20 protein-coding genes are annotated in these 20,036 nt (G+C 72.2%); 11 read left to right on the forward strand and 9 right to left on the reverse strand.

All coding sequences use genetic code 11. The features are described from left to right. Positions 1–40 precede the first annotated feature (40 nt). From sufD to VFH10_RS12910, 7 genes are read left to right on the forward strand one after another with little or no spacing between them, the layout of a single operon-like run. The gene (sufD, locus tag VFH10_RS12880; protein ID WP_325129143.1) at positions 41–1,222 is read left to right on the forward strand and encodes a Fe-S cluster assembly protein SufD; all 1,182 of its coding nucleotides are present in this window, start codon (positions 41–43) and stop codon (positions 1,220–1,222) included. Further along, entirely contained in the window at positions 1,222–1,548 is a 327-nt protein-coding gene (locus tag VFH10_RS12885; protein ID WP_325129145.1) for a non-heme iron oxygenase ferredoxin subunit, read from the forward strand. Before sufD ends, VFH10_RS12885 begins: the two co-directional genes overlap by 1 nt. A gap of 58 nt (positions 1,549–1,606) precedes the next feature. Further along, positions 1,607–2,365 (forward strand): Fe-S cluster assembly ATPase SufC, encoded by a 759-nt coding sequence (sufC, locus tag VFH10_RS12890; RefSeq protein ID WP_325129147.1) that lies wholly within the window; start codon positions 1,607–1,609, stop codon positions 2,363–2,365. Positions 2,366–2,388: 23 nt separating this feature from the next. Next, complete coding sequence (locus VFH10_RS12895) at positions 2,389–3,693, forward strand: SufS family cysteine desulfurase (RefSeq protein ID WP_325129149.1); 1,305 nt, start codon at positions 2,389–2,391, stop codon at positions 3,691–3,693. Beyond that, a complete protein-coding gene (gene sufU, locus VFH10_RS12900; protein WP_325129151.1) occupies positions 3,694–4,170 on the forward strand; it encodes a Fe-S cluster assembly sulfur transfer protein SufU in 477 nt (158 codons plus the stop codon). After that, the gene (locus VFH10_RS12905; protein WP_325129153.1) at positions 4,167–4,541 is read left to right on the forward strand and encodes a metal-sulfur cluster assembly factor; all 375 of its coding nucleotides are present in this window, start codon (positions 4,167–4,169) and stop codon (positions 4,539–4,541) included. The genes sufU and VFH10_RS12905 overlap by 4 nt, the downstream gene beginning before the upstream one ends. A gap of 16 nt (positions 4,542–4,557) precedes the next feature. Next, positions 4,558–5,235 carry an acVLRF1 family peptidyl-tRNA hydrolase gene (locus tag VFH10_RS12910; protein ID WP_325129155.1) on the forward strand — a complete coding sequence of 226 codons (678 nt, stop codon included), beginning with the start codon at positions 4,558–4,560 and terminating at the stop codon, positions 5,233–5,235. Between the two features lie 72 nt (positions 5,236–5,307). On the opposite strand, the gene VFH10_RS12915 is transcribed toward VFH10_RS12910, so the two are convergent. The 8 genes from VFH10_RS12915 to ypfJ all read right to left on the reverse strand — a co-directional run bounded on the left by VFH10_RS12915 (position 5,308) and on the right by ypfJ (position 11,427). After that, positions 5,308–5,664, reverse strand: a complete 357-nt coding sequence (locus VFH10_RS12915; protein ID WP_325129156.1) for a hypothetical protein — start codon at positions 5,662–5,664, stop codon at positions 5,308–5,310. A 72-nt stretch (positions 5,665–5,736) separates the two neighbouring features. Further along, positions 5,737–6,339 carry an energy-coupling factor transporter transmembrane protein EcfT gene (locus VFH10_RS12920; protein WP_325129157.1) on the reverse strand — a complete coding sequence of 201 codons (603 nt, stop codon included), beginning with the start codon at positions 6,337–6,339 and terminating at the stop codon, positions 5,737–5,739. Further along, positions 6,336–7,037 (reverse strand): ABC transporter ATP-binding protein, encoded by a 702-nt coding sequence (locus VFH10_RS12925; RefSeq protein WP_325129158.1) that lies wholly within the window; start codon positions 7,035–7,037, stop codon positions 6,336–6,338. The genes VFH10_RS12920 and VFH10_RS12925 overlap by 4 nt, the downstream gene beginning before the upstream one ends. Then, positions 7,028–8,179 carry a thiolase family protein gene (locus VFH10_RS12930; protein WP_325129159.1) on the reverse strand — a complete coding sequence of 384 codons (1,152 nt, stop codon included), beginning with the start codon at positions 8,177–8,179 and terminating at the stop codon, positions 7,028–7,030. The genes VFH10_RS12925 and VFH10_RS12930 overlap by 10 nt, the downstream gene beginning before the upstream one ends. Beyond that, positions 8,176–9,273, reverse strand: a complete 1,098-nt coding sequence (locus VFH10_RS12935) for an o-succinylbenzoate--CoA ligase (protein WP_325129161.1) — start codon at positions 9,271–9,273, stop codon at positions 8,176–8,178. Before VFH10_RS12935 ends, VFH10_RS12930 begins: the two co-directional genes overlap by 4 nt. Further along, positions 9,197–9,805, reverse strand: a complete 609-nt coding sequence (locus tag VFH10_RS12940; protein WP_325129163.1) for a biotin transporter BioY — start codon at positions 9,803–9,805, stop codon at positions 9,197–9,199. Before VFH10_RS12940 ends, VFH10_RS12935 begins: the two co-directional genes overlap by 77 nt. A 59-nt stretch (positions 9,806–9,864) precedes the next feature. Next, positions 9,865–10,494: a transcriptional regulator gene (locus tag VFH10_RS12945; protein ID WP_325129164.1), complete on the reverse strand. Its 630-nt coding sequence runs from the start codon at positions 10,492–10,494 to the stop codon at positions 9,865–9,867. 9 nt (positions 10,495–10,503) lie between these two features. Beyond that, on the reverse strand, positions 10,504–11,427 hold the full coding sequence (gene ypfJ / locus VFH10_RS12950) for a KPN_02809 family neutral zinc metallopeptidase (protein WP_325129166.1): 924 nt from the start codon (positions 11,425–11,427) through the stop codon (positions 10,504–10,506). A 118-nt stretch (positions 11,428–11,545) separates the two neighbouring features. Between ypfJ and VFH10_RS12955 the strand changes: the two genes are divergently transcribed. The 4 genes from VFH10_RS12955 to VFH10_RS12970 all read left to right on the forward strand — a co-directional run bounded on the left by VFH10_RS12955 (position 11,546) and on the right by VFH10_RS12970 (position 19,191). Continuing rightward, on the forward strand, positions 11,546–13,144 hold the full coding sequence (locus VFH10_RS12955; RefSeq protein ID WP_325129167.1) for an ABC-F family ATP-binding cassette domain-containing protein: 1,599 nt from the start codon (positions 11,546–11,548) through the stop codon (positions 13,142–13,144). A gap of 100 nt (positions 13,145–13,244) precedes the next feature. Continuing rightward, positions 13,245–14,048 carry an enoyl-CoA hydratase/isomerase family protein gene (locus VFH10_RS12960; protein WP_325129170.1) on the forward strand — a complete coding sequence of 268 codons (804 nt, stop codon included), beginning with the start codon at positions 13,245–13,247 and terminating at the stop codon, positions 14,046–14,048. 43 nt (positions 14,049–14,091) lie between these two features. Then, positions 14,092–15,960, forward strand: a complete 1,869-nt coding sequence (locus tag VFH10_RS12965; protein ID WP_325129171.1) for an ABC transporter ATP-binding protein — start codon at positions 14,092–14,094, stop codon at positions 15,958–15,960. Positions 15,961–16,113: 153 nt separating this feature from the next. After that, positions 16,114–19,191, forward strand: coding sequence for a S8 family serine peptidase (locus VFH10_RS12970; RefSeq protein WP_325129172.1), 3,078 nt, complete (start codon positions 16,114–16,116; stop codon positions 19,189–19,191). Between the two features lie 31 nt (positions 19,192–19,222). Here the strand turns inward: VFH10_RS12970 and VFH10_RS12975 are convergent, their stop codons facing one another. Next, the gene (locus VFH10_RS12975; RefSeq protein ID WP_325129213.1) at positions 19,223–19,996 is read right to left on the reverse strand and encodes an SURF1 family protein; all 774 of its coding nucleotides are present in this window, start codon (positions 19,994–19,996) and stop codon (positions 19,223–19,225) included. Positions 19,997–20,036: the final 40 nt, after the last annotated feature.

Here is a 20,036-nt window from a genome sequence, read left to right on the forward strand (position 1 = left end):
CCCGATCCGACCCGAGACGAAGAAAGACGACGTAGTGACTGTGACTGACACAGCCCGCGAGAGCGTGGCTTCCGCCGTCGAGCAGGGGCGGGTGGCCTCCCACCTCAACCCGCCGGCGTCGTACGACCTGGCCGACCACCCGGTGCCCACCGGCCGCGAGGAGATCTGGCGCTTCACACCGCTCAAGCGGCTGCGCGGGATCCTCGACGGCGAGCCGTCGGACGCCCAGCTCACCTGGGACACCCGGCTCCCGGCCGGTGTGACGCTCAAGCAGGTCAGCACCGAGGAGGCTGCCGCCCTCGGCGAGCTCGCCCCCACCGACCGGCCGGCCGCTCTCGCGGTCGCCAACGCCGCGGGCGCCGTGCTGCTCGACGTCCCCGCCGAGCTGGAGACCGACGAGCCGGTCGTGCTCCGGCTTTCCGGCGACTCGGTCGAGGACCTCGTCTGGGGCCACCTCGTGGTGCGGGTCGGCAACCACGCCCGGGCCACGATCGTCGTCGAGCACACCGGCTCGGCGCGCTACTCGGCGATCACCTCGGTGCTCGTCGGTGACGGCGCGTCGGTCAACGTGCTGACCCTCCAGGACTGGGACGACGACGCGGTGCACATGGGCCGCGACGCGATCCGCGTCGGCCGTGACGCCTTCGTGCGGCACACGTCGATCTCCTTCGGCGGCGACGTCGTGCGGATGCACGCCAACGTCGAGTACGCCGGGCCGGGTGGCGACGCCGAGCTCCTCGGCCTGTACTTCGCCGACGAGGGCCAGCACATCGAGCACCGGCTGTTCGCCGACCACACCGCACCGAAGACCAAGAGCCACGTGCTCTACAAGGGCGCGCTGCAGGGTCAGGGTGCGCACACGGTGTGGATCGGCAACGTGCTGATCCGCAAGGTCGCCGAGGGCATCGAGACCTACGAGGAGAACCGCAACCTCGTGCTCACCGACGGCTGCCAGGCCGACTCGGTGCCGAACCTCGAGATCGAGACCGGTGAGATCGAGGGCGCGGGACACGCGTCCGCGACCGGCCGCTTCGACGACGAGCAGCTGTTCTACCTGCAGTCCCGCGGCGTGCCCGAGGACGAGGCGCACCGGCTGGTCGTGCACGGTTTCTTCAACGACCTGGTGCGCAAGATCGGCGTTCCCCAGATCGAGGAGCGCCTGCTCGCCACGATCGAGGCCGAGCTGGCCAAGAACGTCGGCGGCATCGGGGTGAGCGCCTGATGGGTTTCAGCCGCGCCTGCGCGCTCGCGGAGATCCCCGCGGGGGAGGCCCTCGCCGCCACCGTCGACGGAGTCGAGCTGGCGGTCGTCCGCAACGGCGACGACGTCTACGCGATCTACGACGAGTGCTCCCACGCCGCGATCCCGCTCTCCGAGGGCGAGGTCGAGGGCTGCGAGATCGAGTGCTGGCTGCACGGCTCGCGCTTCGACCTGCGCACCGGCAAGCCCAGCGGCCCGCCGGCCACCGACCCCGTCCCGACGTACCCGGTCCGCGTGGAGGGCGACGACGTCCTGGTGGACGTCAGCACCCCCCTGACCGGCGACTGACCTCCGGCTCATCGACCTTTGTCGAGATGACCCGAGAACGACACAACAGGAAGAAGACATGAGCACTCTCGAGATCCGCGACCTGCACGTCAGCGTCGACACCGAAGACGGCCCCAAGGAGATCCTCAAGGGCGTCGACCTGACCATCAGGGCCGGCCAGACCCACGCGATCATGGGCCCCAACGGCTCGGGCAAATCCACGCTCGCGTACTCCATCGCCGGCCACCCGAAGTACACCGTCACCGGTGGCTCGGTGACCCTCGACGGCGCCGACGTGCTGGCGATGACGGTCGACGAGCGCGCCCGCGCCGGGCTGTTCCTCGCCATGCAGTACCCCGTCGAGGTGCCCGGCGTCTCGGTGACGAACTTCCTGCGCACCGCCAAGACCGCGATCGACGGCGAGGCCCCCAAGCTGCGCACCTGGGTCAAGGACGTCAACTCCGCGATGGAGCGGATGAAGATGGACCCCGCCTTCGCCACCCGCTCGGTCAACGAGGGCTTCTCCGGCGGTGAGAAGAAGCGGCACGAGATCCTCCAGCTCGAGCTGCTCGACCCGAAGGTCGCAGTGCTCGACGAGACCGACTCGGGTCTCGACATCGACGCGCTGAAGATCGTCTCCGAGGGCGTCAACCGCTACGCGGGGAAGGGTGACCGCGGGGTGCTGCTGATCACGCACTACACGCGCATCCTGCGCTACATCAAGCCCGACTTCGTGCACGTGTTCGTCGACGGCCGGATCGCCGAGGAGGGCGGCCCGGAGCTCGCCGACCAGCTCGAGGCCGAGGGCTACGACAAGTACCTGAAGGCCAAGGCCTGAGAAGCCCTGCGACAGGAGAAGTGATGACCGACGTGGCAACGCCCCTCACCGGGCTGCTACCCGGCCTGGACCTGATCCGGGCCGACTTCCCGATCCTGTCGCGCACGCTCGCCGACGGGCACCGGCTGGTCTACCTCGACAGCGCCAACACCTCGCAGAAGCCGCAGGTGGTGATCGACGCGATGGTCGACCACCTCGAACGCCACAACGCCAACGTCGCGCGCGCCATGCACCAGCTCGGCGCCGAGTCCTCGGCAGCGTTCGAGGCCGCCCGCGACAAGGTGGCGGCCTTCATCGGGGCGCCCTCGCGCGACGAGGTCGTCTTCACCAAGAACGCCTCCGAGGCGCTCAACCTGGTCGCCAACACCCTGGCCTGGGCCCGCGGCGACTGGTCGTCCGGGGTCGGCACCGTCGGCGAGGGTGACGAGGTGGTGATCACCCAGATGGAGCACCACTCCAACATCGTGCCGTGGCAGCTGCTCACCGAGCGCACCGGCGCGACGCTGCGCTGGTTCGAGCTCACCGACGAGGGCACGCTCGACCTGTCCCGGCTCGACGAGCTGGTCAACGAGCGCACCAAGATCGTCGCGGTCACCTGGGTGTCCAACATGCTCGGCACCGTCAACCCGGTGGCGCAGATCGCCCGCCGCGCCCACGAGGTCGGCGCCGTGGTGGTCGTCGACGCCGCCCAGGCGGTGCCGCAGATGCCGGTCGACCTGGCCGCGATGGCCCCCGAGGAGCGTCCGGACTTCCTGGCCTTCACCGGGCACAAGGTCACCGGCCCGACCGGGGTCGGGGTGCTCTGGGGTCGCACCGAGCTGCTCGAGGCGCTGCCCCCGTTCCTCGGCGGCGGCGAGATGATCGCGACGGTCTCGATGGAGCGCTCGACGTACGCCGGGATCCCGCACAAGTACGAAGCCGGCACCCCGCCGATCGTGGAAGCGGTCGGCCTCGGTGCCGCCGTCGACTACCTCAGCGCCGTCGGCATGGACGCGGTCCGTGCCCACGAGGAGGCGATCACCGGCTACGCCCTCGAGGGGCTGGCGACCGTGTCCGGGCTGACCGTGCTCGGGCCGCAGTCGGCGGCCCAGCGCGGCGGTGCGATCGCGTTCGAGCTCGCCGGTGTGCACCCGCACGACGTGGCGCAGGTGCTCGACTCGCGCGGTGTCGCGGTGCGCGCCGGCCACCACTGCGCCAAGCCGGCGCACAAGCGGTTCGGCGTGCAGAGCTCGACCCGCATGTCGTCGTACCTCTACACGACCCCGGCCGAGATCGACGCGCTGGTCGAGGGCCTGGAGTACACCAAGTCCTACTTCAAGGTGGGCTAGATGGACCTCGACAGCCTGTACCAGGAGATCATCCTCGACCACTACAAGCACCCCCACCACGCGGGGCTGCGGGAGCCCTACCAGGCCGAGGTGCACCACGTGAACCCGACCTGTGGCGACGAGGTCACCTTGCGGGTGCACCTGTCGGGCCGCGATGCCGACGCGGTCGTCGAGGACGTGTCGTACGACGCGGAGGGCTGCTCGATCAGCCAGGCGGCCGCCTCGGTGATGGCCGACCTCGTGATCGGGCGCACCGTGAAGGACGCGTCCGCCGTGCACCAGGAGTTCCTGACCCTGATGCAGGGCCGGGGCACGGTCGAGCCCGACGAGGACGTGCTCGAGGACGGCATCGCGTTCGCCGGGGTCGCCAAGTTCCCGGCCCGGGTGAAGTGCGCGCTGCTGGCCTGGATGGCCTGGAAGGACGCCACGTCCCAGGTCGTCGACCACGACGAGAACACGACGAAGGAGCAGTCATGACCGACGCCCACACGGATCCGCACGCCGACCTGCCCGAGGTGGACACCTCCGGCACCACGGCCACGGTGACCGTCGACGACGTCACCGAGGCGATGAAGGACGTCGTCGACCCCGAGCTCGGCATCAACGTCGTCGACCTCGGTCTCGTCTACGACGTGCACCTCGACGACTCGAGCAACGTCGTGCTCGACATGACGCTGACGTCCGCGGCCTGCCCTCTGACCGACGTGATCACCGACCAGACCAACCAGGCGCTCGAGGGCCTGGTCAACGACGTCGCGATCAACTGGGTCTGGATGCCGCCGTGGGGCCCCGACAAGATCACCGACGACGGCCGCGAGATGCTGCGCGCCCTCGGCTTCAACGTCTGAGCCGGCGCACTCGTTCATGACTCGCACCGTGCTGGTGCCGCCGGAGCGGCTCGCGCGCTGGTGCGAGAACTTCGCCGGCCGGCACGGTGCCGTCACGCCCGCGGTGTCGTCCGGACGACTCGTGCTGTCCGCCGCGGACGGCGCGAGCGCGGAGGTGGCGCTGCCGTTCGACCGGAGGTACGACGGCGCGCCCGACCCCGCCGAGGCCGCGACCGCCGCGGGCGCCCCGCTGACCTGGGGCGTCCTCCTGGTCCGCAAGGGCGGCTTCGCGGTGGCGGTGGTCGACACCGACCGGGTGGTCGCCTCGAAGGTGGGCCAGCGACACGTGCAGGGCCGCACCAAGGCCGGCGGCCAGAGCCAGCAACGGTTCGCCCGGCGCCGCGACAACCAGGCCCGCCAGGCCTACGAGGCCGCCGCCGACCACGCGTTCCGCATCCTCGCCGAGGAGTCAGAAAATCAGGGCCCTCACCAGCGCGTCGCTGCAGAAGTGACCCCTCGGCGGCCCGTCTCGGCGCTCGTCTGCGGCGGCGACCGGTCGGCCGTCGACGCGGTCCTCGCCGACCCCCGGCTGGCCCGGAGCCTCGCCGGTCTCGTCGTCGATCCCTGGCTCCCGGTCCCGGACCCCCGTCGCGCCGTCCTCGACCAGGCGGTCGCCGACGGTCGCTCGCTGCGCATCCACCTCACCGACCCCTGACCCCCCATCCGCCGAGGAGTCAGGTAGTCAGGCCCCTGGCCGGCGTGTCGCTGCACAGCCGACCCCTCGCGCTCAGGTGATCCCCGCGGCAGCGTCGAGCTCCTGGAGCAGGTCGTGCGCGGCCAGTTCGACCGCCTTGTGCCGCCACTCCGAGGCGCGGTAGACGCAGGCGATCAGCCCGGTGCGGTGCACGCGCCGGAGGTCGCCGTACACGAACGCGTAGCGCGCCTTCGTCTCATCCGTCGCACCCACCGTGAGCCCGAGGTGCCACGCGGCGTACTCCTCCCACGAGTGCCGCTCGAGGTAGGCGTTCTCCGCGTCCGCCCGCGGCTGCACCGCACCCCAGTCGCTGTCGAGGACGTACTGCTTGCTGCCGATCAACCGGCGGGCGTGCTCCACGGCCGCCGGGTTCACGTCGTACCTCGCCATGCCCGGAAGCCTGCCCGCCGAGGGGTCACCGATGCAGCGACACGCCGGTGAGGGGCCTGACTACCTGACTCCTCAGTCCTCCACGCCGCGGGCGACGAGGGCCTCGCCCAAGGCGTCGGCGTGCCGGAGCGACCGCACGATCAGAGGTACGACGAAGGCGCGGGGGCTCGCCCCGAGACCACGCGCCCGCTGCGCGTCGCGGACCTCCTCGGCGAGCCCGACCACCACCGGCACGCACCGCACGCCCAGCGCGAGCATCAGCCCGACGCGCTCGGGGTCGACGCCCAGGCGGCGCAGCGGCCGACACGCGAACACCAGGGCGTCGACCAGGTCCGTCGTCCGCGTGGTCAGCGTGACGAGGGCCGCGAGCAGCACCAGCACGACGATGACCCCGAGGACCACGAGCGCGCGCTGCCACCCGTTCACCAGCACGTGGAAGACCGCGGCGGCGCCGACCACCCAGACGAGCGGGCGCAGCTGCGCGAGGGCGGTGCGCAGCGGGATCCCGGCGACGCCGTACCCCACCGACACCACCCCGAGCGCGACCAGCACCTGCCACACCTCGTCGAGGAACACCGAGGCAGCCCCCGCGAGGACGAGCACCATCAGCTTGTGCCCCGCGCGGGCGCGGTGCAGCGCGGACGAGCCGGGGAGGTACAGCCCGATCGTGGTCACGACGTCGCACCCATCAGCGAGCGGTAGTGCGCCACCGCCAGCGCCGGCACGTCGTCGCAGACCACCCGGCCCTCGTCGAACACCAGCACGCGGTCGAACTCCGCGACCAGGTCGAGGTGATGGGTGACCAGCACGACCTGCTGCGGCAGCTCGGCGACGACCGACGCGATCATCGACGCGTTGCGCAGGTCCAACAGCGTGGTCGGCTCGTCCATCACCAGCACCGACGGCTCGGTGACGAGGACCGACGCCAGCGCGAGCAGCTGCTTCTGGCCGCCGGAGAGCAGGTGCGCGGGATGGTCGGCATGGCCGTCCAGGCCGTACGCCGAGAGCGCCGCGGCCACCCGTGCCGCCACGTCGGCGCGCGACAGGCCGCGGCGGCGGAGGCCGAAGGCGATGTCCTCGGCGACCGTCGGCATCACGATCTGGGCGTCCGGGTCGGTGAAGCAGAAGCCGACCCGGCGGCGTACCTCCTTGCCGTGCGAGCGGGTGTCGAAGCCGTCGACGACGACGCGGCCCGACGTGGGCACCACCAGCCCGTTGAGCAGCCGCGCGAACGTGGACTTCCCCGAGCCGTTCGCGCCGATCACGCCGACGCGCCGCTCGGGCAAGGTGACCGCCACGTCTGCCAGCACGCGGCGCTCGGCGGCACCGGTCGCGTAGCTGTGGCTGACGTCGCGGACCTCGATCACCGGCATCGCTGCACCACCATGGCCACGCCCTGGCCGCCGCCGACGGCGATCGCCGCGAGGCCGAGCTCACCGGCGTCGGCGCGCACCATCCGGCTGAACAGCCGGACCGCGAGCACCGCCCCGGAGGCTCCCCAGGGGTGGCCGAGGGCGAGCGCGCCGCCCTCCTCGCACACGCGCGCGTCGTCGAGTCCGAGCGCGTCGCAGCAGGCCAGCACCTGACCGGCGAAGGCCTCGTTGACCTCCACCACGTCGAGGTCGGCCAGCGTGACTCCTGCCCGCGACAGCGCGGCCAGCACGGCGGGGACCGGTCCGAGACCGGGGCGTCGGGGATCCACTCCCGCGGTGGCGGTCGCCAGCACCCGCAGCCCGGGCAGGTCGAGGGAGGCCGCCGTCGTGGCGTCCACGAGCGCCACGGCCGCGGCCCCGTCGTTGATCCCGCAGGCGTTGCCGGCGGTCACCGTGCCGTCCGGGCGGAACGTCGGCCGTAGTCGCGCGAGGCGTTCGACGGTGAGGCCGTCGCGGACCCGCTCGTCGGCCTTCACACCGTCGACCGGGACGATCTCGGCGGTGAACCCGCCCGCGGAAGTGGTGGCCGAGGCACGGGCGTGCGAGCGCGCGGCGTAGGCGTCCTGTCGCTCGCGCGGAATGCCGCACTCCTCGGCCAGCAGGTCGGCGGCGAGGCCCATGTCCGGGTCGCCGACCGACTGGGGGGCGAACGGTGCCCGCTCGTAGCGGACGGGGTCCTCGCCGTCCGCCGGGGGCCAGAACCGCCACGGCGCGGTCGAGGCGGACTCGACGCCGCCGGCGAGCACGAGTCCCGGTCGGGCCCGCACCAGCGCGGAGCCCACGTCGAGGGCAGCCAGCCCGCTGCCGCACTGCCGGTCCACGGTGAGCGCGGGCACCTCCACCGGGAGGCCGGCGGCCAGGGAGGAGACCCGGGCGACGTCGCCTCCCGGGCCCATGCAGTTGCCGAGCACCACGTCGTGGGGGAGCAGGCCGTCGAACGGAGCCGCCAGCTCGGCCAGCACCGGCGCCGCGAGGTCGGCGGCGACCACGTCTCGGAACGCCATCCCCGCGGTGCCGATCGCGGTGCGCAGGGCACCGACGATGACGGGTGCGTCCGTCGGCGAGGGGCGGGCGCTGGTCACGGGTCCACGGTAGAGCCGGTGAGCGGGTGGATCCCGGCCGACCCGGTCACGACCAGCTCCGCCAGCGCCCGCCGGTCGACCTTGCCGCCGGAGGTGAGGGGCAGGGCGTCGCGGTGGTACCACCGGCGCGGCCGCGCCGCCTCGGTGAGCAGGTCCCGGGCGGCGACGACGAGGGCGCCACGGTCCGACGCGTCGGTCAGCACCGCGACGAGGACGGCCCCCAGGTCCGGGTGGGGTACGCCGAGGACCGCGAGCTCGCCGCGCGCGACGGGCCGCAGCACGGCCTCCACCTCGGAGGGCCAGATCGTGGCGCCGCCGGTGGTCACGGCCTCGGGTCGGCCGTGCAGCAGCAGCCGGCCGTCGGGCGCGAGCGTGCCGCGGTCCCCGACCGTCGCCCAGCCGTCCACGTCACGTCGGAGGGGACCGGCGGCGCCGTCGTACCGCAGGCAGAGGTAGGGCGAGCGCACCCACACCTCGCCGCCGCGTACCGACAGCTCGACGTCCGGGAACGGACGCAGGTCGTCGCGGTGCGACCCCCAGGCCACGAACGACAGCTCGGCCGCGCCGTAGTAGTGGTGCACCTCGAGCCCCCCGTGCGCCGCCCGAGCCGCAACGTCCGGCGCCAGGCCGTCCCCCGCCACCACGACCACGAGGCGGTCGGCGGCTCCGTCGTCGAGCAGGGTGGCCAGACCGCTCGGCGAGAGCACCGCGTGGGTGGCGCCGGCGGGGGAGTCCACGAGCGCGGCGCCGGCGTACGAAGCGTGCACGACGGCGAACACGTTCATCGAAGCGGTCAACGGACCCGGCACCCACACGCGGCTGCCCGGCCCGATGCCCGTCAGCGACGAGACCGGCTCGAACGACGTCTCCCAGGACTCGGTCGTGCGAAGCACCCGGCGCGGCGAGCGCGTCGATCCCGAGGTGCGCAGGGCGACCGGCTCGCCGCGCGCTGCGGCCAGCCGGAAGGTGGCGACCGGGTCGGCCGCTCCGGTCAGGTCGTGGGCCGGGCCGGCCAGGTCAGACAGCCTGCTGCTCCGGGGCGGGGGCGGGCTCGCGACGCCGGACGAGAAGACCGGGGTACGCCGCGTGCACACCGCGCGCGACCAGCGCCGCCACGACCACCTTCACGAGGTCGCCGGGCAGGAAGATCCACGTCGCCACCGCGGCCGCGGGCACCGAGACGTCGAGCACGAGCGACATGCCGGCGATGCCCAGCGCGTAGAGCACCACCACGCCGCCGACGAAGTTGGCGAAGATCCCCCAGGGCAGCCGGTACGTCGGGCCGGCCCGCTCGCTCAGCCAGCCGACGACGAACGCCGCGACCGGCCAGCCGACCAGGAAGCCCACCGAGGGACCGGCGAAGACCCCGAGGCCGCCGCGGCCACCGGCCAGCAGGGGGAGGCCGACCGCGACCAGCGTCAGCAGCAGCACCAGCGACAGCGCGCCGCGGCGGGCGCCGAGGATCGCGCCGGCCAGCATCACGCCCAGGGACTGCGCGGTGACCGGCACCGCGAACCCGGGCGGGGTGAAGGCCGGGACCAGCCCGAGCGCCGCGACCACGCCGGTGAACATGGCCACCAGCGCGAGATCACGAGAGGGCGTGCGAGGGCGCGGGGAACGGGGCACGGCGGCAGTCTAGGACGGTCGTTACGAGACCGAACGTGGTGGTCCGGTCCGCGGTCGGGTCAGCCGCGCTGGAGGCCGAGCGTGCTGATCAGGTCCTCGTGCAGCTCGAACCAGACCGTGTGGCACGAGTCGATGCGGGGTGCGTCGACCCAGCGCCGCTCGCCCCGGTCGACCCGGGCCAACGCCGCGGAGAAGCGCTCCGAGTAGCCGGCGAACCGGGCGAGCGCACCAGAGAGCTCGGCTCCGAGCGGCTCCAGCCGCCGGGCCAGGCCGGCCAGGGTCTTCAGGACGCGCTCGTCCCATGCCCAGTCGCTGTGGTCGTTGGTGGCCATCCTGTCGAACGAGGTGGGGCGGATCTGCCAGTCGGTGATCGCCTCCAGGAACCGCCCGTTGAGCGGAGCAAACCCGGCATGCGTCTGCTCCACCACCTCCCGTGCACCGGAATCCTCCAGCTCGAGCGCGAGGAGCCGCTCGCCCTCGGCGCGACCACGCTCGGTGAGGGACCAACCCGAGACGTCGGCGAACGCGCTGTGCTGCACGTGCCCGAACGCCTCGCGGTCCAGCAGCATCTCGTGCACGGCGTCGCGGTCCAGCGAGTAGCGGCGCGCCACCGCAGCGGAGTCGGCCATCCCCAGCAGCCGGACGCCGTGCAGCACGAGCAGGCCGGCGGGCGACTCGTGTGGCGGCATGCGGTGCCGTCAGAGGCGCGCGGCGCGGAACGTGTCGCACGCCTCGATCGAGCCGGTCTCCATGCCGCGGGTGAACCAGCCCATCCGCTGCTCGGCGGACCCGTGCGTCCACCGGTCCGGGTCGACGCGGCCGGACGAGCGCTTCTGGATCCGGTCGTCGCCGACGGCGCGCGCGGCGTCGAGCGCGGCGGCGATGTCCTGCTCGGTCAGGTCGAGGATGTACGGCTCGCCGGACTCGTCCGGTGCCTCGGTGGCGAACTTCGTCCAGACCCCGGCGTAGCAGTCGGCCTGCAGCTCGAGCCGCACCGCGTCGCTGTTGGCCCCCTGCTGGGTGCGCACCTGGCCCATGGTGCCCAGGATGTTCTGCAGGTGGTGGCCGTACTCGTGCGCGAGCACGTAGGCCTCGGAGAACGGCCCGCCCTGCGCGCCGAGCTGGCCCTGCAGCATGTCCTCGAAGAAGCTGGTGTCCAGGAAGACACCTTCGTCGACCGAGCAGTAGAACGGCCCGACGTCGGACGTCGCGCCACCACACCCGGTGTTGGTCTGCCCGGTGAAGATCGTGGTCGTCGCCCGCCGGTACGGCGTACCGGTCTGGTCGGGCAGCGCCTCCGCCCAGAACGCCTGGATCGAGTTCACGTCGGCCACCAGCGCGCAGTTGCGGTCCTGGTTCGCGTCCGCCCCGGTGCGGCAGTTGTCCAGCGAGCCCGTCTCCTCGCCCGTCCCCACCGGTCCGGCCGACGGGCTGCCGCCGAGCTGGCTCTGCAGCAGGAACACCAGGAGCAGGATCACCAGGCCGCCGATGCCGCCGCCCACCTTCAGCCCGTTGCCGCCACCGCCGCCCACGGGCAGCCCGAAGCCGCCCCCGCTGCGCCCGCCGCCGCGGCGAACCTGCACCTGGCTGCGGTCCAGCTTCGCCTTCGGGTTGTAGCGCATGGGCGTCGCCTCCTCGTCGTCTCGTAGACTAGGGGCATGCCACGTGCGACGCATTGACCGCAGCCCGTCCCGTCCCGGGCTTGCCCATCCCCACCGTCCACGTCGAGGTACCCCCTTCATGATCACCGCACACCAGATCGAGGTGCGTGCCGGTGCGCGCCTGCTGATGCAGGACGTCTCGTTCCGCGTCGCGGCCGGCGACAAGGTCGGCCTGGTAGGTCGCAACGGGGCCGGAAAGACCACGCTGACCCGGATCCTCGCCGGGGAGGGGCTGCCCGCCTCCGGCAGCGTGACCCGCACCGGCGCCGTCGGGTACCTGCCCCAGGACCCGCGCACCGGTGACCCGGAAGTCGCGGCGCTCGACCGGATCCTGTCCGCACGCGGGCTCGACGACGTCGTCCGCCGGCTCCGGGACGCCGAGCACGACATGGCCTCCGAGGACGACGCCGTACGCGAGCGCGGCATGAAGAAGTACACCCGCGCCGACAACGAGCTGCACGCCGGAGGTGGTTACGCGGCCGAGGCGGAGGCCAAGCAGATCGCGTCCAGCCTCGGCATCGAGGAGCGCATCCTCACCCAGCCGCTGCGCACCCTCTCCGGTGGACAGCGACGCCGCGTCGAGCTGGCCCGGATCCTGTTCTCCGGTGCCGAGACCCTGCTCCTCGACGAGCCGACCAACCACCTCGACGCCGACTCCGTGCTGTGGCTGCGGGACTTCCTGCGCACCCACAAGGGCGGCCTGATCGTGATCAGCCACGACGTCGGTCTCCTCGAGGCGTGCGTGACGAAGGTGCTCCACCTCGACGCCAACCGCGCCGAGGTCGACGTCTACAACATGGGCTGGAAGGCGTACCTCGCGCAGCGCGAGACCGACGAGAAGCGCCGCAAGCGCGAGCGGATGAACGCCGAGAACAAGGCCAAGACGCTCACCGACCAGGCCAACAAGATGCGTGCCAAGGCGACGAAGGCCCAGGCGGCCCAGTCGATGCTCAAGCGTGCCGAGAAGCTGATGGCCGGCATCGAGGCCGAGCGGCGCACCGACCGGGTCGCCCGGATCGCGTTCCCGAAGCCGGCGCCGTGCGGCAAGACCCCGCTGACGGCGGCCGAGCTGTCGAAGTCCTACGGGTCGCTCGAGGTGTTCACCGACGTCGACCTGGCCATCGACCGCGGCAGCCGGGTCGTGATCCTCGGGCTCAACGGTGCCGGCAAGACGACGCTGCTGCGGATCCTCGCCGGCATCGACCGGCCCGACACCGGTGCCGTGCAGCCGGGTCACGGGCTCAAGCTCGGCTACTACGCCCAGGAGCACGAGACCCTGGACACCCGGCGCACTGTGCTGGAGAACATGCGCACGGCGGCCCCCGACCTCACCGACACCGAGGCGCGCAGCGTGCTCGGCTCGTTCCTGTTCTCCGGGGACGACGCCACCAAGCCCGCGGGTGTGCTGTCGGGCGGGGAGAAGACCCGTCTCGCGCTCGCGACGCTGGTCGTCTCCAGCGCCAACGTGCTGCTCCTCGACGAGCCCACCAACAACCTCGACCCGGCCTCCCGCGAGGAGGTGCTGGGCGCGATCCGCAGCTACGAGGGCGCCATCATCCTGGTCACGCACGATGAAGGCGCCGTCCACGCCCTCGAACCCGACCGAGTCCTCATCCTCCCCGACGGCGTCGAGGACCTGTGGTCGTCGGACTACGCGGACCTCATCGCGCTGGCCTGAGGCTGTGGCTGGGGGCTCGGGTGACCTCTGCGCCCAGGTGCACACCCCTGTCACGCTCCGGATCGTCAGAACGGGGGGAGGTACCGCCTACTGTTGCGCCATGACTACCACCCAGGTGGATCCCGACGTGCTCGAGCGGGGTGGTGTGCGCCTGGAGGAGAGCGGACTGGTCGCCACCATCACGCTCAACAGGCCCGCCACCAAGAACTCCCAGACGCCGTCCACGTGGATGGCGCTGCGGGCCATCGGCGCCTCGCTCGACCCGGCGGTGCGGGTCGTCGTGGTGCAGGGCGAGGGCGACACGTTCTCGTCCGGGCTCGACCGGCGGATGCTCAGCCCCGAAGGCGTCGAGGGCGAGGCGTCGCTCATGCACCTCCTCGACATGCCCGACGGCGAGATGGCCGAGTCGATCGCCGGCTGGCAGGAGGGGTTCACCTGGCTGCGGCGTCGCGACATCGTCAGCATCGCCGCGGTCCAGGGGCCGGCGGTCGGAGCCGGGTTCCAGCTCGCGCTCGCGTGCGACCTGCGGGTGCTCGCCGACGACGCCCGGTTCTCCATGCGTGAGCCGATCCTCGGCCTGGTGCCGGACCTGACGGGAACAAAACCCCTGGTCGAGCTGGTTGGTTACTCCAGGGCACTCGAGATCTGCGCCACCACCCGGTGGGTCGGCGCCGAGGAGGCGCACGCGATCGGGCTGGCCACGGCCGTCGTACCCCGCGCGGAGCTCTCCGAGGCGGTGGCCGACCTGGTCGCGGCCCTCACCGCACCGCTGTACGGCGCGGTGACCGAGACCAAGGCGCTGCTGCAGAGCGCCGCAACGTTGGACCTCGAGGAGCAACGCCGTCGCGAGCGCGAGGCACAGGTACGCCGGTTCCGCGAGCTCGCCGCACTGCTCGGGGAGTAGGCACGACCCGAGACGATCGGGCTACGAACAAGGAGGAGGCCCCATGTCGATGCACACGGGCATGGGTCCGGTCTGGCGCCACATGCGCACCGACCGGAGCGTCGCCGACCAGAAGCTGGCCCGCGACACCGTCCGCCGGGTCTTCGCGTTCGCGCTGCCCCACAAGGCGCTGATCGGCGTCTTCCTGGTCCTCACCGTCATCGACGCCGCGATGGTCGTGGTGGTGCCGCTGCTGGTGAAGCGTCTCGTCGACGACGGCATCCTCAAGGGCGACAGCGGCCTGGTCACGATGATCGCGCTCGCGATCGCCGGGGTGGCCGTCGTCAACGCGGTGCTCGCGGTCGGCCAGGGCTACCTCTCCTCGCGCATCGGCGAGAGCCTGATCTTCGACCTGCGCACGACCGTGTTCGCCCACGTGCAGCGCATGTCCCTGGCGTTCTTCACCCGGGCCCAGACCGGCGCCCTCGTCTCGCGGCTCAACAACGATGTGATCGGCGCGCAGCGGGCCTTCACCTCGACGCTGTCGAGCACCGTCTCCAACACGATCAGCGTGGTCGTGGTCGGCATCGCGATGCTGGCGCTGAGCTGGCAGGTCACGCTGTCGTGCCTGGCCCTGTTCCCGTTCCTTCTGCTCGCCTCCCGCTGGGTCGGCCGCCGCCTGGCGGGGCTCACCCGCGAGCAGATGGAGGGCAACGCCGACCTCGGCAACACGATGACCGAGCGGTTCAACGTCGGCGGGGCGCTGCTCCTCAAGCTCTTCGGGCGGCGCGGCGAGGAGGACGTCCTCTTCGCACGCAAGGCCGGCGTCGTGCGCGACCTCGGCATCCGGATCTCCCTGGTGACCCGGATCTTCGGAGCCAGCCTGATGCTGATCCCGGCGCTCGCGACCGCCCTCGTCTACGGCCTCGGCGGGCACCTCGCGATCGACGGCACCCTGACGGTCGGCACGCTGCTCGCGCTGGCGACCCTGCTGATGCGTCTGCTCGGTCCGCTGCAGGGGCTGTCCAACGTGCGCATCGACGTGATGACCGCGCTGGTGAGCTTCGAGCGGGTCTTCGAGGTGCTCGACCTGCCATCGATGATCCAGGAGCGGTCCGACGCCGTGGAGCTGCCGCGCGGCGCCGGCCGGGTCGAGTTCGACCACGTGGCTTTCCGCTACCCGCGTGCCGACGAGGTGTCGCTGGCCAGCCTCGAGTCGGTGGCCCGTGTCGAGTCGCGCGACACCGGCGAGGTGCTTCGCGACATCACGTTCACGGCCCAGCCCGGCCAGATGGTCGCGCTCGTGGGACCCTCCGGGGCCGGCAAGACGACGATCACCCACCTGGTCGCCCGGTTGTACGACGTCACCGGGGGAGCGGTCCGGGTCGGCGGGCACGACGTACGCGACCTCACCCTCGACTCGCTCGAGGACACCGTGGGCTACGTCACCCAGGACGCCCACATGTTCCACGACACGATCCGGGCCAACCTCCTCTACGCGCGCCCCGGCGCCACCGACGACCAGATCTGGTCCGCCCTCGAGGCCGCCCAGATCGCCCGGCTGGTGCGGCAGCTGCCCGACGAGCTCGACACCGTCGTCGGCGACCGCGGCTACCGGCTCTCCGGCGGCGAGCGGCAGCGCCTGGCCATCGCGCGGCTGCTGCTGAAGGCTCCGTCGATCGTGGTCCTCGACGAGGCGACCGCACACCTCGACTCCGAGTCCGAGGTCGCCGTGCAACGCGCCCTCGACCAGGCGCTGGAGGGTCGCACCTCCCTGGTCATCGCCCACCGGCTCTCGACGATCCGGGCGGCCGACCTGATCCTCGTCATCGACGACGGGCGGGTCGTCCAGTCGGGCAGCCACGCGGCGCTGCTGGCGGAGGGTGGTCTCTACGCCGACCTCTACCGCACCCAGTTCAGCCGGTCCGCCTGAGCTACGCCCGGGCGGCGAGATCACAACTCGTGCGGATTTTGCCGCTGGTGCTTGACCCGCGCTCGGTTGTGACCTTAGGTGAGCGAACCGGCTGCCAACGCGGTTCAACGGGGGTTGTCGGTCCCGAGCCCGACCGGCAACAGGAGCTCCAAGGTGTCGACACCCCTCCCCGCACGACGCGCGCCACGACGCGCGCTCGCCGTCCTCGCCGCCGGAGCCCTCGCCTCCGGCATGCTCGCCGCGCTTCCGACGGCCGACGCGGCCGACGGCGGCGCCGGCCTCGACCGGGTGCCCGCCCCTACCGCCGGGCTGCAGGCCGGTCGCTACATCGTCCTGCTGAAGTCGCCGAGCGCGACGCAGTACGACGGCTCCGACCCGCGCTACGCCGCCACCCGGGTGCTGCCCGGCGAGAGCTTCGCCGGCCGCTCCCGCCAGGTCCAGGCCTACAGCCGCCACCTCGTCGTCGAGCACGCCACCCTGGCTCGTTCGGTCGGTGCGACGCCGCTGCGGCACTTCACGGTCGGCAGCAACGGCTTTGTCGCCGACCTGACCGGCCAGCAGGCCCTCGACCTGTCCTCCTCGCGGGACGTGCTGCTGGTCAGCAAGGACGTCGCGCGCAAGGCCGACACCTGGAACACCCCCGACTTCCTGGGACTGTCCGGCGGCAAGGGTGTCTGGCAGCGCCGTGCCGGCGGTCGCGAGAACGCGGGTGACGGCGTCGTGGTCGGCATCCTCGACTCGGGCATCTGGCCGGAGTCGAGGTCGTTCAGCGGCCAGTCCCTGACCAAGCGGCCCAAGACGCGGTGGAACATCAGGCGCGTCGGCGACAACGTCCGCATGGACAAGGCCGACGGCGGCGTGTTCCTCGGCCGGTGCCAGCTCAGCAAACGCATCGGCGGCCGCTCCGTCGAGGCGAAGCGCTGGAAGGCGTCGGACTGCAACACCAAGATCATCGGCGCGCGGTACTACCCGGACGCCTTCCTCGACACGATCGCCCCGCGGGACCGCTCCGAGGACGAGTCGCTCTCCACTCGCGACGGCGACGGCCACGGCAGCCACACCGCCAGCACGTCGGCGGGCAACACCGTCCGCAACGTGCGGACCGAGGACGTCCGCTTCGGGACCGCCTCCGGGATGGCGCCGGCGGCCCGCGTCGCTGCGTACAAGGTGTGCTTCAGCGACAACGACGAAGAGAGCGGCGACTGCTTCACCTCCTCGATCCTAGAGGCGATCGACGACGCGGTCGCCGACGGTGTCGACGTGATCAACATGTCGATCTCCGGCGTCACCGACACCGTCGTCGACCCCGTGGAGATCGCGTTCGAGGGTGCGGCGGAGGCCGGGATCTTCGTGACCACCTCGGCCGGCAACTCCGGCCCCGAGGTGTCCACGGTCGCGCACAACAGTCCGTGGCTCACCACGGTGGCCGCCTCCACGCACTTCCGGTTCGAGAACACCGTCGTGCTGGGCAACGGAAAACGGATCCGCGGTGCCTCGATCAGCCAGCAGACCCTGCCGCCGCGCACCCGGCTGATCAGCTCGACCCGGGCCGCGGCGCCCGGCGCCGACGCCGACGCCGCCGCGCTGTGCTTCATCGGCGGCACGCTCGACCCCGACAAGGTCGAGGGCAAGATCGTCGTCTGCGAACGCGGCGTCAACGACCGCGTCGAGAAGAGCAAGGCGGTCAAGCGGGCCGGCGGCGTCGGGATGATCCTCGCCAACGTGACGCCCGGCAGCCTCGACGCCGACTTCCACTCGGTGCCGACCATCCACATCTCCGACCAGGACACCCCCAAGGTCCTGCGATACCTGAACCGCCAGGGCGGCCGGGCCACGGCAGCGTTCCAGCGGGGAGACACCACCGGCAAGAAGCCGACCCCGGTCCCGGAGATGGCGGCGTTCTCCTCCCGAGGTCCCGGCCTCGCCAGCGACAGCGACCTGCTCAAGCCGGACATCACCGGGCCCGGGGTCAGCATCCTCGCCGCGGTCGCACCGCCGGCCAACGAGGACCGTGACTACGACCTCTACTCCGGCACCTCGATGGCGTCGCCGCACATCGCCGGCATCGCCGCGTTCATGATGGGCGAGCGGACCGGCTGGACCCCGATGCAGGTCAAGTCGGCGATGATGACCACCGCCAGGAGCGTGCGCGGCGCCAACGGCGGCAAGGTCCGGGACCCGTTCCAGCAGGGCGCCGGACACGTCCAGGTGGGGTCGGCGTTCGACCCGGGCCTCTTCGTCACCTCGGGCACCCGCGACTGGCGCGGCTTCCTCGCCGGTCAGGGGCTGCCGAACGGCGCCGCGCCGATCGCCGCCAAGGACTTCAACGGTCCGTCCATGGCGCAGGGGCAGGTCACCTCGTCCACGAGGTTCACCCGTGAGCTCCTCGCCGACCGGGCCGGCACCTGGAAGGTGAAGGTGAAGGTGCCCGGCTTCAAGGCCAAGGCCAAGAACCGCATCCGGGCCCGCGGCCAGGGGGACCTCAAGAGGCTCACGATCCGGTTCACCCGCACCGACGCGCCGCTCGGCCGCTGGGCCACCGGGTTCGTCACCCTGAGCGGCCCGACCCGGCTGCGGATGCCGGTCGCGCTGCGTCCGGTGTCGGTGCGGGCGCCGGCCGAGGTCAGCGGGGTCGGCGTCACCGGCCAGACGACCGTGCCGATCACGGCCGGCTTCACCGGCAACCTCGACGTCGGGGTCACCGGCCTCGCCAAGGCACAGACGTTCAACGGCACCAGCACGAACATCACCGTCGCGGCCACCGACTCGCAGTTCTTCTGCGTGCAGGTCGCCAGCGGCTCCAAGGCGGCCCGGTTCGCGCTCGACGCGGCCAACAACGCGGCCGACATGGACATGTTCGTCTACAGCGCCGCGGACGCTGCGTGCGAGCAGCTCAACGACGTCGCCGGCCAGTCGGCCACCGGTGCAGCCGACGAGCAGGTCACCCTGCTCGACCCCGAGCCGGGCTTCTACCTCGTCGAGGTCGACCCGTTCACCCCGGCTCCCGGTGAGCCGACGCTCACCTGGCGGCTCGACTTCTACGACGTCAACCCGGCCAACCAGGCCGGTGCCTTCCGGGCCGTGCCCGACCCGGTGCCGGTCTCCAACAACCAGTCGACGTCGTTCGCCGCCGCCTGGACGGGTCTGGACGCCAACGCGCGGTACCTCGGTGTGCTGGAGTACGCCGGAGCGCTGTCGCCCACGTTCGTGAGCGTCGACACGGCCTCGTAGTCCCGACCGACGACCGGTGGCGGCTCCCCGCTCAGGAGGGTGTCGCGCCGGTCGTCTGCCGCTCGCGCGGCTCGGCGCCCGACGGACCGCCCCCGCGCAGCTTGCGCCGCTCGTCGTAGGCGAGGTAGCCGAAGCCGAACACCGCGAGAGCGGCGAAGAACCACCACTGCAGGCCGTAGAAGAAGTGCGGCCCGCTGCCCAGGTCGGGGGTCTCCGTGACGGCCAGCGGCTCGGCCGGCTCGGGCCGCTCCGCCTCCAGGTCCACGAACCCGCCCAGGACGTCGCCGTCCAGCGTCGGGCCTATCGCCCGGCTGGAGACGGCCCGCGCCGAGCGGTCGTGGACGGCGGTGGAGTCCCCGGTCGCGTCCGCGCGGACCCAGCCGGTGATCTCCACCTGCCCGTTGGGTGCCGCGGGCACGTCGGGGGAGGAGTCACCCTGGTTGGTGGTGGCCACCCAGCCGCGGTCCACCAGCAGGAGGTCGCCGGAACCGGCGAGCCGCAGCGGCGTCACCACGTCGACACCGGACGCGCCGTCCCGGGTCTGGTAGCGGACCACGATGCTCGCCGCGTCGTCGTACGTGCCGACGGCGGAGACGTGCCGCCACTCGTCCTGCGCGGAGACCGGGCGGCCCGGGGCGAGCACGTCCTCGACCGGGACCGGGTCCGCCGCCAGGTTCCGCTCGGTCACGGCGTTGCTGCGCTCGCGCGACTCGAGCCGGTCGAACTGCCACCCGCCCAACCACCAGCACCCGTAGGCCAGCAGGCCGACGGCGACGGCGAACAGCAGCCAGCGGCGGCTGAGCATGAACCTCACACCGTCGACCCTAACCGCGCGACCGCCCCGG

The sequence above is a fragment of the Nocardioides sp. genome (assembly GCF_035697785.1).
GTDB lineage: Bacteria > Actinomycetota > Actinomycetes > Propionibacteriales > Nocardioidaceae > Nocardioides_B.

Coding starts and splice junctions, on each gene's coding strand:
- VFH10_RS12885 (WP_325129145.1), top strand. CDS start 1,222: ATGGGTTTCAGCCGCGCCTGCGCGCTCGCGGAGATCCCCGCGGGGGAG.
- sufC (WP_325129147.1), top strand. CDS start 1,607: ATGAGCACTCTCGAGATCCGCGACCTGCACGTCAGCGTCGACACCGAA.
- VFH10_RS12895 (WP_325129149.1), top strand. CDS start 2,389: ATGACCGACGTGGCAACGCCCCTCACCGGGCTGCTACCCGGCCTGGAC.
- sufU (WP_325129151.1), top strand. CDS start 3,694: ATGGACCTCGACAGCCTGTACCAGGAGATCATCCTCGACCACTACAAG.
- VFH10_RS12905 (WP_325129153.1), top strand. CDS start 4,167: ATGACCGACGCCCACACGGATCCGCACGCCGACCTGCCCGAGGTGGAC.
- VFH10_RS12910 (WP_325129155.1), top strand. CDS start 4,558: ATGACTCGCACCGTGCTGGTGCCGCCGGAGCGGCTCGCGCGCTGGTGC.
- VFH10_RS12915 (WP_325129156.1), bottom strand. CDS start 5,664: ATGGCGAGGTACGACGTGAACCCGGCGGCCGTGGAGCACGCCCGCCGG.
- VFH10_RS12925 (WP_325129158.1), bottom strand. CDS start 7,037: ATGCCGGTGATCGAGGTCCGCGACGTCAGCCACAGCTACGCGACCGGT.
- VFH10_RS12945 (WP_325129164.1), bottom strand. CDS start 10,494: ATGCCGCCACACGAGTCGCCCGCCGGCCTGCTCGTGCTGCACGGCGTC.
- ypfJ (WP_325129166.1), bottom strand. CDS start 11,427: ATGCGCTACAACCCGAAGGCGAAGCTGGACCGCAGCCAGGTGCAGGTT.
- VFH10_RS12955 (WP_325129167.1), top strand. CDS start 11,546: ATGATCACCGCACACCAGATCGAGGTGCGTGCCGGTGCGCGCCTGCTG.
- VFH10_RS12960 (WP_325129170.1), top strand. CDS start 13,245: ATGACTACCACCCAGGTGGATCCCGACGTGCTCGAGCGGGGTGGTGTG.
- VFH10_RS12965 (WP_325129171.1), top strand. CDS start 14,092: ATGTCGATGCACACGGGCATGGGTCCGGTCTGGCGCCACATGCGCACC.
- VFH10_RS12975 (WP_325129213.1), bottom strand. CDS start 19,996: ATGCTCAGCCGCCGCTGGCTGCTGTTCGCCGTCGCCGTCGGCCTGCTG.